The following is a 14,258-nucleotide window of genomic DNA, read 5'->3' on the forward strand; positions in this document are numbered from 1 at the left end:
ATTGGTATAGTCGGACTCGAGTGATGAGGTCTGCGACGTCATCGATAACGTTGTAGATTGCAGTGTTCGTGCCAATCGCCAAGTGCCCTGAACAGGGAATTTCATTGATATCAGGTAGCGGCTGGATGTTTGAAATGGCTGCAACTGCTTAATGACTGCTGTTCCAGCAACACTTATCACCGTTGTGGGAGCGGGCTCTGCCCGCGAAGAAGGTCCCGCAATACACCAGACACACCGCAGCGCCCTTTTCGCGGCCGATGACCGCTCCTACCGCGATAGGCAAATGACCCTGTAGGAGCGGTCCGTGGCCGCGAAGGGCGCGATTCGGTATGCCTGACACACCGCAGCGCCCTTTTCGCGGCCGATGACCGCTCCTGCGCAGGCATTGAATCACCGGAAACTGTACTGCACCCCGGCATATGCGCCGAACCCATCCCCTGGGATGATTGCCCGCACATCATTGCCGCCGGCATTGAACGCCGGACTGATGGACGCCGCATACTTCTCGTCCGTCAGGTTGCGCAGGTCCAGATAGACATTCCAATCCTTCTTCGGCGAGTCCCATCCCAGGATCGCGCCCCACAGATTGTAGGAGCCGGCATCCTTGGTATTGGCAAAGTCCATCGGCGTCTTGGAAGCGTAGTAGGTGTTCACCCCCACATACACGCCATTGCTGAAGTCATAACGCAGTTCAGCCTGATAGTTATGCTTGGGAATACCCGGCAACCGATTGCTGCCGAACTGCTCGTCGTCGCGATAGAAGAAGTCGCTGTAGGTATAGGACTGACGCAGGTGCAACGCATCGCCGTCGTTCTGGTACAGCAGAGAATCCAGACCCAGCTCCACACCCTGATGAATGGTCTTGCTGGCGTTGTATTCGGAGGTCAGTGCATCGGCGCTGGAAGTCGCCTCCCTGATGATCACCGAGAGCAGTTCATCCTGCACATGGGAGCGATAGAACGTCAGGTCCCAAGTGTTGTTGCCCAACTGCCCACGGGTACCGAACTCCAACGTATCGGCGATCTGCGGTTCGAGCTTCTGCCCACCGGAATTGAGCCCGGTGGCCGGCCCCGAAGTGAACACCTGCGCACCGGACACATAAGCCCACGACTGCTGCGCCTCGACCGTGCGACTGAGGTTACCGAACAGCTGCCAGTTGGGGTTGATCTGATAACGCACCCCCAGCCTGGGTGCAAACTCCCAGTCGTTCTTTTCAATGGGGTTGTTCGGGTTATCGGCCTCGCCACCCACCGGATACGACACCTTGGCCTTGCGCTGGAACTCCACGGCGGAAAGTCCTGCACTCAACCACAGTGTGTTGTCGATCCATTCGGTTTCATTGCTGGCGCTCAACACGGTATCGGAGCCTTCGTATTCGGCCTTGCGCACCAACGCCCCGGACGGCAGGTTGGCGGTGATACCGGAAGGAATCCGCACCTTGGTCTTGGCATAGGCATTCAAATGCTCGGTACGCAGCACGTTGAATCGGGTGATGCTGTTCTTGCCGAACAAAGTGTCCAGACGGTCGTATTTCAAACTGGCGGAGTAATCGCTGAAGCCCCAAGTCGTGCGGTTGACGCCCTGTCGCGCGTCGATTGGATAGTCGTGGTAGACCAATCCTACTTCCAGGTTGGAATCGTCATCGAAGGTGTACTGGGTCTTGCTCGCTACCCAGGTCGAACCTGGCTGTTTGCGATGGGCGCGCACGTTCACACTGGCCGGGTTGGCCTGCTCGGGATCGTCCTTGAGTTGCGCGCGAGTGATATAACCCGGCGTCTCGTTGTCGGTGGTTCGGTAGCGATAGTACAGACGGGATTTCAACTGCGGCGAAAACTGATAGCCGACGTTGCCGACAAACCCGGCGCTCTTGCCTTGGGTCTGATCCTGAAAGCCGTCCGACGCCGAGTCGGTGAGGCTGACGTAATAGTCGAGCGGACCCAGCACTTGCCCCGAACTGATCTGACGTTTTTGATAACCGTAACTACCGGCCTCATAGCGCACTTGCAAGGGCGCGGAATTGTAGCCGGTCTTGGTCACGTAGTTGATTGCACCCCCCAGATACAACGAGCCGATATCGAAAGCATTGCCGCCGCGCAGCACTTCGGTATGACTCAGGCCCAGCGGCTCGAACAGTTCGTAGGGGGTACCGCCGGGCCCGGACACCGGCAGGCCGTCGAACAGGTAGAAGATGCCGGCGCGGAAATAACCCACGCCCTTGTTGATACCCGACCCACGAATGGAAATCCGTGTGCCGTCGTTGCTGCCGCCGCCCTGGGTGGCGATTACACCGGGCTGCAGCGCGAAGATATCGGTACTGGTCGACACGCGCCCCTTTTCAACGGTCGCGGAATCGACATAGTTGACCCCGCCTGCCACTTCCTTCAAAGCCGTTTCGGCGCGTTGGTTCTCGTCCAGTCTGGCACCCTGAACAACTACGGTACTCAGTTGACTGGTCGGCTTCTGCTCGGCCGATTCGCTGACTGGTGCGGCATGCAGTTGGCCGATAAACAGCAATGTCGCCCCAGCGCCCAGCGCCGACGGCAAGCGACTGCGTGCCGTGGTTGTTGCAATGACTTCCCCGTTCATTCCCTGCTCCTGCTTGACTCATATAACACCGCCCTGAAAAAAGGCGGTGCTTATTTATTGGCAACAGGGTGATAGCAGAGAGCGTGCCAGCTATTGGGCGGCTGAAACTCGTTAAAACCGTACATTAGAGCGGCCAAGTGGCCGCCAGCACACACTTGGTGATGAACGACTGCCTCGATTCGAACACTTGAAACTTCACTACAGCCCTGTCAACAAACACCTGATATCAATCATCCGTGGGAGCGGTCATCGGCCGCGAAGGCTTTACCGCAACTTGCCTGACACACCGCAGCGATCCTTTCGCGGCCGCGGACCGCTCCTACAAAAAATACAATCGTACTCATCCGTGGGAGCGGTCATCAGCCGCGAAGGCTTTACCGCAACTTACCTGACATACCGCAGCGATCCTTTCGCGGCCGGGGACCGCTCCTACAAAAAAAATACAATCGCACTCATCCGTGGGCGTGATCATCGTCCGCGAAGAATTCTTCACCTATTTATCGTGAACAATAAGCGCCTGGAGTCGTCAGCATGCCTATCGTCAATTTGGAACCCGACGCCATCGACGGCGGGCTTCACCCTTATCCAGGAGGTCAACCATGCTCACCGATTGGGAAATGTGTATCCGCCTGCTGTTGGCTGCTCTGCTCGGCAGCCTGATCGGACTCGAACGCGAGCGGCTGCTGTGGGCCGCAGGCCTGCGTACTCACATGCTGGTGTGCGTGGGCTCGTGCCTGCTCATGATCGTATCGTCGTTCGGCTTTCAGGATGCCCTGGCCATGGCGCACACCGAACTCGACCCCTCGCGGGTGGCGGCGCAGGTGGTTTCAGGTATCGGTTTCCTGGGCGCCGGCTCGATCCTGCTGCGCGGCGAAGTGATTCGCGGACTCACCACGGCGGCCAGCCTCTGGACGGTCGCCGCCATCGGCCTGTCGGTAGGCGGTGGGCTGTACGTGGTCAGCACCGCCGCCACCTTTATCATTCTGGTGATCCTGATCGCCATAAAACCCATGGAACGGGTCTACCGCAACCGCGTGCAAGTCCACGTCATTAAACTCATCGCGCCATCGCAGACCCTGTCCCTGAAAAAGGTCAACGAGGTGATGGGCAACCGCGCGGGCAAGGTCAGGCAGTTCATCGTCGAAAAAGGCAACCGTGACGACACCGACAGCATCACCATCGAACTCAAACGCACTTCAGGCGCGCAGGCCAAGCAGATACTGGAGCAACTGCTGACCATTGATGGGGTTCAGGAGGATGCTTCCAGCCAGTGATGTTCCTGGTCGTCAAGTTGCAACGGCGTGTACTCCATACCGATGCTCGGCATTGGCCTATGTTTCGCCATGACGAACGACATACAACTGCATGAAACCTACCTCGCTCAGTCAAAGACGGCCGCTGTACCGGACTTCTTGCAATTTCGTCCCGCCGCGTTCGAGCGTTCGTCGTGTTTCCGGCTCCTCTGCAAGTCCAGCAGCTTGATAAAACCTGATCGCCCGTACGTTTTCGACCAGTACCCACAGCGTGACTTTTTCATAGCCCTGCTCGGCCAGCCAGGCCAGGGCTGCCAGCCATAACCGCCGCCCCACTCCTGAGCCCCAATGCTCGGCGAGCACATACAAGGCCATCACTTCGCCTACCTGTTGAGGGTCTGCATCGTGGTCGCGGCTGGGCCCGAACGATATCCAGCCAACGACAGCGTCCGCCAACGAGGCGACCTGCACTTGCGAATCGTGCCCCGTGATGCTCTGTTCCCAGTTTGCCTGTCTCTGCAGCAAGGTCTGGTCCAGTCCGTGCAGATAAGCTTGATCCATCAAACTACGATACGCCTGCTGCCAACTGCGGATATGCACATCGGCGATCTGCGCCGCATCTTCGAATGCTGCAGGCCGCACTACGGGCCAGTTGAACACCAGCGTGTCACACACCCCGAAGACATCCGATCGACGATCACCGACCAGGGTGCGAACCAGGCGAAACCCGGCCGACTCCGCGAGCCGGCGGCTGGCGGCGTTGGCTGAAGACGTCGTCAGGTACACACGTGTTCCAGGCAACTGGGCAATCAGTGCCGTCAATGCTTCGCGCATCAAACCCCGGCCCTGAAATGATTGGTTCGCCCAATAGCCTATTTCGTGGGAGCCATCGGCCTTGGGGGTGAAGCCGATACACCCCACCAGTTGCTGCGGGTGCTCGCGAGTCAGCAGGAAGAACTTTTTCTCCGCATCGTGGCGGACGAAATCGCTCTGCGCTCGCTGCAGGGTGTCCAGCGTATCCGTCAGCTCCCAGCGGGGCCGGCTCCAAACCAGAAACAGACGATGGGTTTCGTAACTCGCGTTCAAGGCATCCGCCAAGAGCTGTGCCAGGGCAACATTCGGGGCGACTATTTCAAGACGTGGCGTCAGCAGCGGCGTCTGCACCAGAGGCGGGATCAACTGGGTGCGATAACGCACCAGTGACAGGGATTCCCCATCCTCAACCACCGTTCGCTCGCTGCCAGGTTCGCGGACGAACCCAATGGCCTGATAGAACCCGATTGCCCGCTCGTTCCCCGCCAATACCCACGCGGTCACGTCGGTGTAGCCGTCGCGCGTGAGGTTTTCCTGGATGACCTCCCACAACTGGCGACCCAGACCTTGCGACCAGACCTCGGGCAGCAGATTGATAGCGCGCAGTTCGGCCGTAGCCGAACCCGCCTCAGCATCCCTGCTGGGCCCGAAAGAGGCCCAACCCAGGACTTGCCCGCTTCGCTCGATCACCCACAACGACATTGTCCGCTGAACGATCGCCTCGCGTAGCACGTTTGCCCGCTGCTCCAGCTTGTCTTCAAGCGCCAGCAGGTAGGACGGTGAAAGAAGGTCTTGGTAGGCCGCCTGCCAGGCGGCCAGATGAACGCTGGATAAGGCGCGCGCATCCGTGCTGGCGGCAACGCGAATCACCACGGGCGAGGCAGCGCTGTCGGACTTCGAAAGCAACTCTTTCAGGTTCTCGGGCCACACGGTTTCTTGCGTAGACTGGAGTTCGTCAGCAGACCACCAGCGACACTCGGCGACGACTTCGACTTCCTGCGGGGTCCACCCTTCACGAGACAGCTCCTGCAGTAGGACGCGTACGGCAAAATACTGCTCCAAGCCAAGTACATATTCTCCATCAGGCATCTGCATCACAAAATCCCGCTCGGCGACAACAGGACCTGCCGTCACAACGTGAATTCCGGTTTCCTCGTGTAGCTCCCGTATTGCCGCCGACGCGAAGGATTCACCTTCCTCGACGCCACCGCCTGGCGTGGCCCAATAGTCCTGCCCCGCCAACGGTCCGGCCGTATGGTGAAACCTGAAAAGAAGAACCCTCCCTTCTGGATCTATCACCAACCAGCGCGCTGCCTTGCGCTCTCGCATGTCATCCTCTCTCTCTGCTGTAACTGCGTTAAATCCTGCAGACGGTGTGTGCTGAGCCTACAGATCCCAGAAATCATTCGCGACTGGTTTCGACCGCCAACCGGCTACGCAAGAAATGCAGTGCGTCTCTGAAAGTCTTATGCCATCGCTCATCGGGCTGGCTGGCAAGCCGGTGCCAGAAAAAACGAAAACGATGTCCTTGGTCGTCCTGACAATAATGCACCCAGTGATCCGCAAGTTCACCAATGGCTTCGCATTGATGAAACATCCATATCTCACCGGTGCCTGTGTACTGCCAAGTACCCAAATCAAGCACCACCCTTGCTCGAATGCCCGCCTCTTCGAACAATTCGCGACCAGCCGCCGCGGCCGAAGTCTCACCCTCCTCTACGGTCCCTTTCACCAACTGCAGCCCTGCTAGAGGGTGCTCGAAGGCGAGAACCTCCAAGCCTTCTCTATAGCGGATGACCACCGGGCAAGCCTTCATTCGAGTCCCTCATGCATCGTCAAAGCAGGGCCCTATCAAAACCGAAACGCAACGCCAGTCGTGACGTTGAACGCATCGCCCGGATAGAAGTTGGCGGAATCCTGCCCGCGGGCGTCGTAGCTGGTGTTGGCTGCGGTGGCGTAGCGTTCGTCGGTCAGGTTGCGCATGTCCAGGAACACGTCCCAGCGTTTGCTCGGGGCTTCGAAGCCTACGCGGGCGCCGAGAATGGTGTAGGACGGTGCGCTGAAACTGTTAGCGTAGTCGACGAAGTAACTGGAGGCCGAACGCAGGTTGAGCTGGGCGTAAAAGCCTCCGGCCTGTTGGTACTGAAGCTCGGCCTGGTACACGTGGCGTGGCAGGCTGGGCAGCTCGTTGCCGCCGAAGGTGTTGTCGTGGCGATAGTAGAAATCGTTGAAGGTGTAGGCTTGGCGCAGGTTTAGCGTATCGCCGTTGTCGCCTTCCCACAGCAGTGCATTCAAGCCCGCCTCGACGCCTTGGTGAATGGTCGGGCTGGCGTTGGACGAAGCCACCAGTTGGTCTTGACTGGCCGAGGCCTGACGCACCACCACGGACAGAATCTCGTCATCGATCCACGAGCGATAGAACGTCAGGCTGCCATCGAAAATCCCGGCGCTGGCGCGCACGCCCAGCTCGGCGGTGGTGGCTTTCTGTGGTTTGACGTCGCGCACGAACGGCGAGCCGGTGCTGCCCAGCTGCCAGGTCACGGGCGGGTCGATGGAGCGGCTGACGTTGCCGAACAGCTGGATGTCTGGAGTCAGTTCATACCGCAGCCCCAGCCGCGGCGCGGTGTCCCATTCGGAGTAGTTCACGCCATCGGGAAACTCGCTGGTGTTCACCCCGGTGGTGTATTCGATCTCGGCCTTGCGCTTGATGTTGATGAACGAAAGCCCCGTGGACAGCCAGGTTCTGTCGTTGAGCTGCAACTCGTTGCCCAGCGCCAGCACGCTGTCGCGCGAGCCGGTGTACTTTGTGTACTGCAACAGTTGCCCGGTGCTGCGGCTGTGGGATTTGACATCGCCCAGGTAGGCCAGGGTATTGCTGAAGGTGATGCTGCTGTCGCTGGGCAGGCCGAACAGCTCATCATGGGCGCGGCGATAGCGCAGCACTACGCTGGTGTCCTTCGAGCGCCAGTCCTGCGGCGAGACCGAATACCGCCAGCCGTTGAGCAACGGGTAGTCGTTGTAACCCAGGCCCACTTCCAGGGTCGAGTCGTCGTCGAACCTGTAGGTGGTGTTGCTGCCCAGCAAAGTCGTGCCATCCTTCTTGCGACCAGTGGGGACGTCATTGCTGCGCGGATCGTGCTTGAGCTGGGCTCGGGTCAGGGTGTTGCCATTGGTGAGCTGTTCTTCGCGGTAGCGCAGGAAGAAACGCGTTTCCAGTTTGGGGCTGAACACATGGCCGAAGTTGGCGATCAGGTCGCGGCCCTTGTTGGCCGTATTGTCTTGATAGCCGTCGCGTTCGTTGTGCAGCACGCTCACGTAGTAATCGCTATCGCCTACCACGCCACCGGTGCTCAGTTGCTGTTTGCGGTAGCCGAAACTGCCGACTTCGAACCGTGCGTAGTTGCCTGGGGACGTGCGTCCGGTGCGGCTGACGAAGTTGATCGCGCCACCCAGCGACAGCGCCGTGTGCTTGAAGGCGTTGGCGCCGTACAGCACTTCGGTGTGATCGACTGCGGCCATGTTCAGCAGGTCTTCCTGAGTCCCGCCCGGTCCGGTGATCGGCAGTCCGTCGTAGAGGAATTTGATGCCCAGGGCATAGCCTTGATAGAAGGTATTCAAACCCGAACCGCGAATCGAAATCTTGTTGGCACCGGTGCCACTGGTGGCCTGCGCGAACACGCCCGGTTGTAGCGCAAGTACGTCTTCGGCGTTGGAAGCGCGGCCTTTCTCAACTTCTTTCATGTCGACGACTGCGGTGGTACCGGGGGTTTTGTCCAGCTCGACCTTGGCCTTTTGCGCCTCGCTGCGCGCCGCGCCCGTCACCACCACCGTGGACAGCTGAGTATCCTCCGCATGGGCCAAGCCCAAACTGGTGGCTGTGAACAATGCCACGCTGCTCGATACAAAAGCGCGATATGAACCACTGGGCTTGCGACCCGATGTTGAACCCATGGATGAAGCTCCTGAACGCTACGAAAAGAGAAGGAGCCTCTATTCGTATAGTCGCGCTCGCAGGGGGCTTCAGCAGCTATCGTGCCAAAGGTAAAACCCCATAGGCTGGGCTCGCGATAGCAGCGCAGCGATCGTTATCGTGCAACCTGTCCTTCTGCTGTTGGCTCAGCGACAGTACCGGCGGTGCAAAGGGATCGGTCGGGACACATGCGGCACCAGAACAACACTTGACCCTCATGCAATTGATCCAGAAAATCCTCCCAAAAAGGGAGATCCGCATTTATCATGAGAGTCATTGCCAAGCGAACATTGCGGGAATTCTGGGAGCGGAGCGGACACGGTGACGCGCAACGGCCGTTGATTGAGTGGCACAATCTCATGATCAACGCCAACTGGCTTACCCCTCAGGCGCTAAAAGCTGAGATCGGCACAGCGAGCATCATCAAAGCAGGCAGGGTCGTTTTCAACATAGCAGGCAACAAATATCGCTTGGTCGTAGCGATCGACTACAACCACCAGATTGCATGGTTAAAGTTCGTTGGCACTCATGCCCAGTATGACCAGATCGACGTGGAGACCATCTGATGAATCTGAAACCCATCCGTAACGAGACAGACCTTCAGAAGGCATTTGTTCGCATGGAGGAGCTGTGGGGTGCGCAGCCCGGTACTGCTAGTGCCGACGAATTGGAAGTCCTCGCGATACTTATCGAGAAATACGAGGACCAGCATTACCCTATCGGCCCGTCCAATCCTATCGAAGCGATAAAATTTCGAATGGACCAGCAAGGCCTGAGTATGCGCGATCTGGAGCCCTTCATCGGCTCGAGTGGGCGTGTGTCTGAGGTATTGAACGCCAAACGCTCCTTGAGTCTTGCGATGATCAAGCGCCTGCATGTCGGGATGAACATTCCCTACGAAAGCCTACTGGGCTAGCCTTTCTTCAGTCGAATGTTACTGGCTTCGAATCGCATATTCGTAGCCCAAGAAAAAGCCCGCGATGACCAGGTCAGCGCGGGCTTTTCTATAACCGTGGTATTGCGGGCGGTTGATTAGACCGCAGCAACAACCTTGGCAGGTGGCTGAGTGCGACGACCCAGTACACCGGCACCGGCCGATACCAGACCCGAGATCACCAAGGTGATCAGCAGGATCCAGGCGCCTTGCGAAACACGCTTGGCAGCCACTTCGGCAGCTTCACGGGCTTTCTGCTCGGCCTGAGCCTTCAGCTCTTGATACTTGGCGTAAGCCTGACGATAGCTGGCCTGAGCCTGATCGACGATCTGGTTGGCTTCGGCGTCGGTCTTGTTGCCACGAGCCTTGATCAGGTTGACCAGTGCTTGACGGTCGGCAGCATCCCAAGCCTGGTCACCCTTGGCCTTGATGCGGTCCATCAGACCACCCAACTGGTTGTCGGCTTGCTGAGGATTCTCGGCGCTGCGCTGAGCAGTGTTCTGAGCATCCTGCTGAGTAGCCTGAGCTTCCTGCTTGACGTTGTCCGGGTTCAGTTCGGCTTTGCCGGTCTGACGCATGGCCAACTCGATTTCACCCTGGATATCGTCCAGGTTGAAGTCGATGCCCTGTGCGCGCAGCTGATCCTGGATCTTGTCGCCCAGCGCTGGAGCTACTTGGGCGATACCGCTGCCCAGCGCCGACATGCCGCTGCCGGCCAGGTTCAGGCCGCCACGGACGACACCGGTGACTGCACTGGACACCAGGTAGACGGTGATCAGCGAAACGCTTGCCCATACCAGCAGACCGTGAAACGCGCCTTCGCGCTGTGCCAGACGACCCGCAGCCCAACCACCTACGAACAGCGAAATGACGGCGCTGACTACCACCCAGATGCCGGCACCGGTACCGATCCCGGACAGCGGATTGGCTTCCTGCATCGGATCAATGGTGGCCGTACCGATGGCCGTGCCCAGCAGGTTCAACAACAGCGAAACAACCATGGCCAGTACCACACCGGCCAGAATGGCACTCCACGAAATTCGCTTGAGCAACGGCGCGGTCGTGGCGTGGTCATGGTAGACCGGGGTGGTGTAGCCGTCTGGAGCGATACGGTCATCGCGGATCATGATGGTAGTCCTTGGGGTCAATGGCAGAGCGGGTACGAGCACCCGCTTACTGCAATGACCCAGGCGCAAGTGAAAAAGTTTGAAAAAAACCCTGAATATCTTTTTACGTACGAATGTGCCATATCCTCCGCCATCGGTAGCCTGCCACCTTTGCGCTGAGTACTATGCCGCCACAAGCCCTTCAATTTTCACGTATTGCAGCCCCGAGCACATGATGAGCACAGACCTGGACACGCTGTTCGACCGTACCGGCACCAGCAGCACCAAATGGAGCCGCTACCCGGAAGACGTACTGCCCATGTGGGTGGCGGACATGGATTTCGCTGCGCCACCGGCAGTCATCGAACGGCTGCAGGCGCGGCTGGCGCACCCTGTCCTGGGTTACAGCATGCCGTCCGAAGCGCTGCGTCAGGTGCTGGTCGATTACCTGCGCGATCACTATGACTGGCAGGTGCAGACGCAGGACATCGTGGTCCTGCCCGGCGTGGTTCCGGGGGTCAACATGGCCCTGCATGGTCTGGTGGCCGAAGGCGCCGGCGTGGTGGTGCATACGCCAAACTACCCGCCGCTGCGCGAAGCGGCCGGGCACTGGAAGATGCGCAGCATCGAAGTCCCGCTGACCGCCGATGCGCAAGGTGAATGGTCCTGCGACCCGCACCGCCTGCAACAGTCGCTGGGCGACAGCGCAGCGTTCATTCTCAGCAATCCACACAATCCGCTGGGCAAGACTTATTCGCGCGACGAACTCCAGGCCATCGCCGACACCTGTGTAGCGCAGAATGTGCTGATCATCAGCGACGAGATCCATGCCGACCTGCAGTTCGACGGCCGCCGCCATGTCCCGATTGCCTCGCTGTCGCCTGAGGTCGCCCAGCGCACCATCACCCTCATGTCAGCCAGCAAGACGTATAACGTCGCTGGGTTGAAGACGGCCTTCGCAGTGATTCAGAATGCTGAATTGCGCGCGCGCTTCGATGCTGCGCGGGTGGGCATGGTTGACAGCGTCAACCCGCTGGGCATGGAGGCTACCCACGCCGCGTATGCGCAGCCAGGCGAGTGGCTGCAGCAGCTGAAAACCTACCTGCAGGGTAACCGCGACTATCTGCTGGAAACGATTCGCGCGCGCCTGCCGGGCATCGTCGTCCATGCGCCGCAAAGTACCTACCTGGCCTGGCTGGACTGCTCGGCCCTGGGCCTGGACAACCCGCAGCGCTTTTTCCTTCAGCAGGCGCGCGTGGGGTTGAGCGCCGGCACGGATTTCGGTGCAGGCCTGGAACAGTTCGTGCGGCTCAATTTCGGCTGCCCGCGCTCGCTGCTGACCGAAGGCCTCGCCCGCATCGAACGCAGCCTGCAAAACCGCCCCCTGTAGCAGCGGCGCAAGCCGCGTCCGGCTTCAACGCGTTTACCCAGACACACCGCAGGCACCGCCGACGCGGCTCGCGCCGCTGCTACACGCACAGCAGCCGCATCCGCACCCGACGCACCCCCTGTAGCAGCGGCGCAAGCCGCGTCCGGCCTCGACGCGTTCACCCAGACACACCGCAGGTACCGCCGACGCGGCTCGCGCCGCTGCTACACGCACAGCAGCCGCATCCGCACCCGACGCACCCCCTGTAGCAGCGGCGCAAGCCGCGTCCGGCCTCGACGCGTTCACCCAGACACACCGCAGGCACCGCCGACGCGGCTCGCGCCGCAGCTACACGCACAGCAGCCGCATCCGCACCCGACGCACCCCCTGTAGCAGCGGCGCGAGCCGCGTCCGGCCTCGACGCGTTCACCCAGACACACCGCAGGTACCGCCGACGCGGCTCGCGCCGCTGCTACACGCACAGCAGCCGCATCCGCACCCGACGCACCCCCTGTAGCAGCGGCGCGAGCCGCGTCCGGCCTCGACGCGTTCACCCAGACACACCGCAGGTACCGCCGACGCGGCTCGCGCCGCTGCTACACGCACAGCAGCCGCATCCGCACCCGACGCACCCCCTGTAGCAGCGGCGCGAGCCGCGTCCGGCCTCGACGCGTTCACCCAGACACACCGCAGGTACCGCCGACGCGGCTCGCGCCGCTGCTACACGCACAGCAGCCGCATCCGCACCCGACGCACCCCCTGTAGCAGCGGCGCGAGCCGCGTCCGGCCTCGACGCGTTCACCCAGACACACCGCAGGTACCGCCGACGCGGCTCGCGCCGCTGCTACACGCACAGCAGCCGCATCCGCACCCGACGCACCCCCTGTAGCAGCGGCGCAAGCCGCGTCCGGCTTCAACCCATTCACCCAGACACCCCGCAGGTACCGCCGACGCGGCTCGCGCCGCTGCTACACGCACAGCAGCCGCATCCGCACCCGACGCACCCCCTGTAGCAGCGGCGCAAGCCGCGTCCGGCTTCAACGCGTTTACCCAGACACACCGCAGCACCGCCGGGGCGGATACCGTATATCCAATGCATTGGCGAGCGCGGCGCCCGAGGCGGTGTTGTCGAACACACACCAGACCTCGGCGTCTGCGGTGGCCTCAGCCAGAATCACGCGCAAGCGTGAGAGATACTCGGCGTCGTACGCGTCGTGGTAGATGCGCGGCGAGCCATGCAGCCGCCAATATCGGAAGCCACGCCAGCCACCGGGGGTGGGATCGGTGGCTATACGGGAAGGATCGACAGCCGCCTGCGCAATACGCTGCGCCTGCAGCAGCGTCTCGGCCTCGACCCAGGAAGGATGACGAGGCTCGACCACCACCGGCCCGACAAATCGCTCGCGCAGGCAACTGAAAAAGTCCTCGGCAACCTGAGCGTCGAACACCAGCGAAGGCGGCAACTGCACCAGCAGGCAACCGAGTTTGTCGCCAAGCTGTCCGCACTGCGCCTGGAATTCGTCCAAGGCCACGGCGCACTCTTCAAGCCGCTGAACATGAGTGATCTGTTTGGGTACCTTGACCGAGAAACTGAAATCATCGGGCACCGAAGCCGCCCATCGCGCATAGGTCTGCGGCCGATGCGGACGGTAGAACGAGCTGTTGATCTCGACACAGCTCAACTTCGACGCGTAGCGCTGCAGATGGGTACCGTCAGCCGCGAAGCGCTCGGCATGTTCGCGTGACAGGCTCCAGCCGGCGCAGCCTACCCGTATGGAGTGACTGTTCAAAACAGCACCCCGCCCGCCTCGCGCATGAAAATCTCGACGGTTTTGGGCCCGACACCCTCGAACGCTTCCAGCTTGCGTTCGAAGTCACGGCGATCCGTGCTTGCTGCGCGCATCCCACCGATCGTACCGTCATACTCGGCTTGCAGTTTTTTCGCAAAGGCGCTCAAGCGCGTTGCGGTACTTTCGTCATAGCGCACGTAATGCGCCTCGCCCAGCATGGCCACCAATTCGCGGTGCGTGCAATTGCTCAGCTTGCGGGGCGTGTCGCGGTTATGTTTGTCGACCAGCACCCGATAGGCCTCCACGGCAATGTCCGCCTGGATCCGCTTGCCCATCAGAAAGCTGGCCAACAACCATTTGAACAGGCCGTGTTGCTCGTTGATGTCGATACCCAGTTCATGGGCGGTAACGTGCTTGCTCATCGGCTGGGTCCCCCA

General features: G+C 60.4%; 11 protein-coding genes and 2 pseudogenes. 4 read left to right on the forward strand and 9 right to left on the reverse strand.

What is annotated here, in order from left to right:
- Positions 1–390: 390 nt before the first annotated feature.
- Positions 391–2,586 (reverse strand): TonB-dependent receptor family protein, encoded by a 2,196-nt coding sequence (locus IFT44_RS03725; RefSeq protein ID WP_192175428.1) that lies wholly within the window; start codon positions 2,584–2,586, stop codon positions 391–393.
- A gap of 599 nt (positions 2,587–3,185) precedes the next feature.
- Here IFT44_RS03725 and IFT44_RS03730 point away from each other — a divergent pair.
- Positions 3,186–3,860: an MgtC/SapB family protein gene (locus tag IFT44_RS03730; protein WP_043190299.1), complete on the forward strand. Its 675-nt coding sequence runs from the start codon at positions 3,186–3,188 to the stop codon at positions 3,858–3,860.
- A gap of 111 nt (positions 3,861–3,971) precedes the next feature.
- Here IFT44_RS03730 and IFT44_RS03735 read toward each other — a convergent pair whose 3' ends face one another.
- The 5 genes and pseudogenes from IFT44_RS03735 to IFT44_RS03755 form a co-directional block, all read right to left on the reverse strand.
- Positions 3,972–4,499 (reverse strand): GNAT family N-acetyltransferase, encoded by a 528-nt coding sequence (locus IFT44_RS03735; RefSeq protein ID WP_240998783.1) that lies wholly within the window; start codon positions 4,497–4,499, stop codon positions 3,972–3,974.
- Between the two features lie 72 nt (positions 4,500–4,571).
- A pseudogene (locus IFT44_RS03740) lies at positions 4,572–5,525 on the reverse strand (GNAT family N-acetyltransferase); the annotation flags it as partial.
- 18 nt (positions 5,526–5,543) lie between these two features.
- A pseudogene (locus tag IFT44_RS03745) lies at positions 5,544–5,981 on the reverse strand (NUDIX hydrolase); the annotation flags it as partial.
- 73 nt (positions 5,982–6,054) lie between these two features.
- On the reverse strand, positions 6,055–6,468 hold the full coding sequence (locus IFT44_RS03750) for an NUDIX hydrolase (protein WP_192055403.1): 414 nt from the start codon (positions 6,466–6,468) through the stop codon (positions 6,055–6,057).
- A 35-nt stretch (positions 6,469–6,503) separates the two neighbouring features.
- Entirely contained in the window at positions 6,504–8,543 is a 2,040-nt protein-coding gene (locus tag IFT44_RS03755; protein WP_342214253.1) for a TonB-dependent receptor family protein, read from the reverse strand.
- Between the two features lie 345 nt (positions 8,544–8,888).
- Here IFT44_RS03755 and IFT44_RS03760 point away from each other — a divergent pair, with 345 nt between their 5' ends.
- Both IFT44_RS03760 and IFT44_RS03765 read left to right on the forward strand, forming a co-directional pair.
- Entirely contained in the window at positions 8,889–9,188 is a 300-nt protein-coding gene (locus tag IFT44_RS03760) for a type II toxin-antitoxin system HigB family toxin (RefSeq protein WP_185793154.1), read from the forward strand.
- The gene (locus tag IFT44_RS03765; protein WP_122477607.1) at positions 9,188–9,538 is read left to right on the forward strand and encodes a helix-turn-helix domain-containing protein; all 351 of its coding nucleotides are present in this window, start codon (positions 9,188–9,190) and stop codon (positions 9,536–9,538) included. Before IFT44_RS03760 ends, IFT44_RS03765 begins: the two co-directional genes overlap by 1 nt.
- 116 nt (positions 9,539–9,654) lie before the next feature.
- Here IFT44_RS03765 and IFT44_RS03770 read toward each other — a convergent pair whose 3' ends face one another.
- Positions 9,655–10,683, reverse strand: a complete 1,029-nt coding sequence (locus IFT44_RS03770; RefSeq protein WP_122715619.1) for a hypothetical protein — start codon at positions 10,681–10,683, stop codon at positions 9,655–9,657.
- Positions 10,684–10,897: 214 nt separating this feature from the next.
- Between IFT44_RS03770 and IFT44_RS03775 the strand changes: the two genes are divergently transcribed.
- The gene (locus IFT44_RS03775; protein WP_192175430.1) at positions 10,898–12,052 is read left to right on the forward strand and encodes a MalY/PatB family protein; all 1,155 of its coding nucleotides are present in this window, start codon (positions 10,898–10,900) and stop codon (positions 12,050–12,052) included.
- A 1,025-nt stretch (positions 12,053–13,077) separates the two neighbouring features.
- Here the strand turns inward: IFT44_RS03775 and IFT44_RS03780 are convergent.
- Both IFT44_RS03780 and IFT44_RS03785 read right to left on the reverse strand, forming a co-directional pair.
- Entirely contained in the window at positions 13,078–13,821 is a 744-nt protein-coding gene (locus IFT44_RS03780) for a DUF72 domain-containing protein (protein ID WP_192175431.1), read from the reverse strand.
- Positions 13,818–14,243 carry a DNA methylase gene (locus IFT44_RS03785; protein ID WP_192175432.1) on the reverse strand — a complete coding sequence of 142 codons (426 nt, stop codon included), beginning with the start codon at positions 14,241–14,243 and terminating at the stop codon, positions 13,818–13,820. Before IFT44_RS03785 ends, IFT44_RS03780 begins: the two co-directional genes overlap by 4 nt.
- Positions 14,244–14,258: the final 15 nt, after the last annotated feature.

The sequence above is a fragment of the Pseudomonas sp. CFBP 13710 genome (genome assembly GCF_014842235.1).
Lineage (GTDB): Bacteria > Pseudomonadota > Gammaproteobacteria > Pseudomonadales > Pseudomonadaceae > Aquipseudomonas > Aquipseudomonas baltica.

Coding starts and splice junctions, on each gene's coding strand:
- IFT44_RS03785 (WP_192175432.1), bottom strand. CDS start 14,243: ATGAGCAAGCACGTTACCGCCCATGAACTGGGTATCGACATCAACGAG.
- IFT44_RS03750 (WP_192055403.1), bottom strand. CDS start 6,468: ATGAAGGCTTGCCCGGTGGTCATCCGCTATAGAGAAGGCTTGGAGGTT.
- IFT44_RS03765 (WP_122477607.1), top strand. CDS start 9,188: ATGAATCTGAAACCCATCCGTAACGAGACAGACCTTCAGAAGGCATTT.
- IFT44_RS03775 (WP_192175430.1), top strand. CDS start 10,898: ATGAGCACAGACCTGGACACGCTGTTCGACCGTACCGGCACCAGCAGC.
- IFT44_RS03730 (WP_043190299.1), top strand. CDS start 3,186: ATGCTCACCGATTGGGAAATGTGTATCCGCCTGCTGTTGGCTGCTCTG.
- IFT44_RS03760 (WP_185793154.1), top strand. CDS start 8,889: ATGAGAGTCATTGCCAAGCGAACATTGCGGGAATTCTGGGAGCGGAGC.
- IFT44_RS03770 (WP_122715619.1), bottom strand. CDS start 10,683: ATGATCCGCGATGACCGTATCGCTCCAGACGGCTACACCACCCCGGTC.
- IFT44_RS03725 (WP_192175428.1), bottom strand. CDS start 2,586: ATGAACGGGGAAGTCATTGCAACAACCACGGCACGCAGTCGCTTGCCG.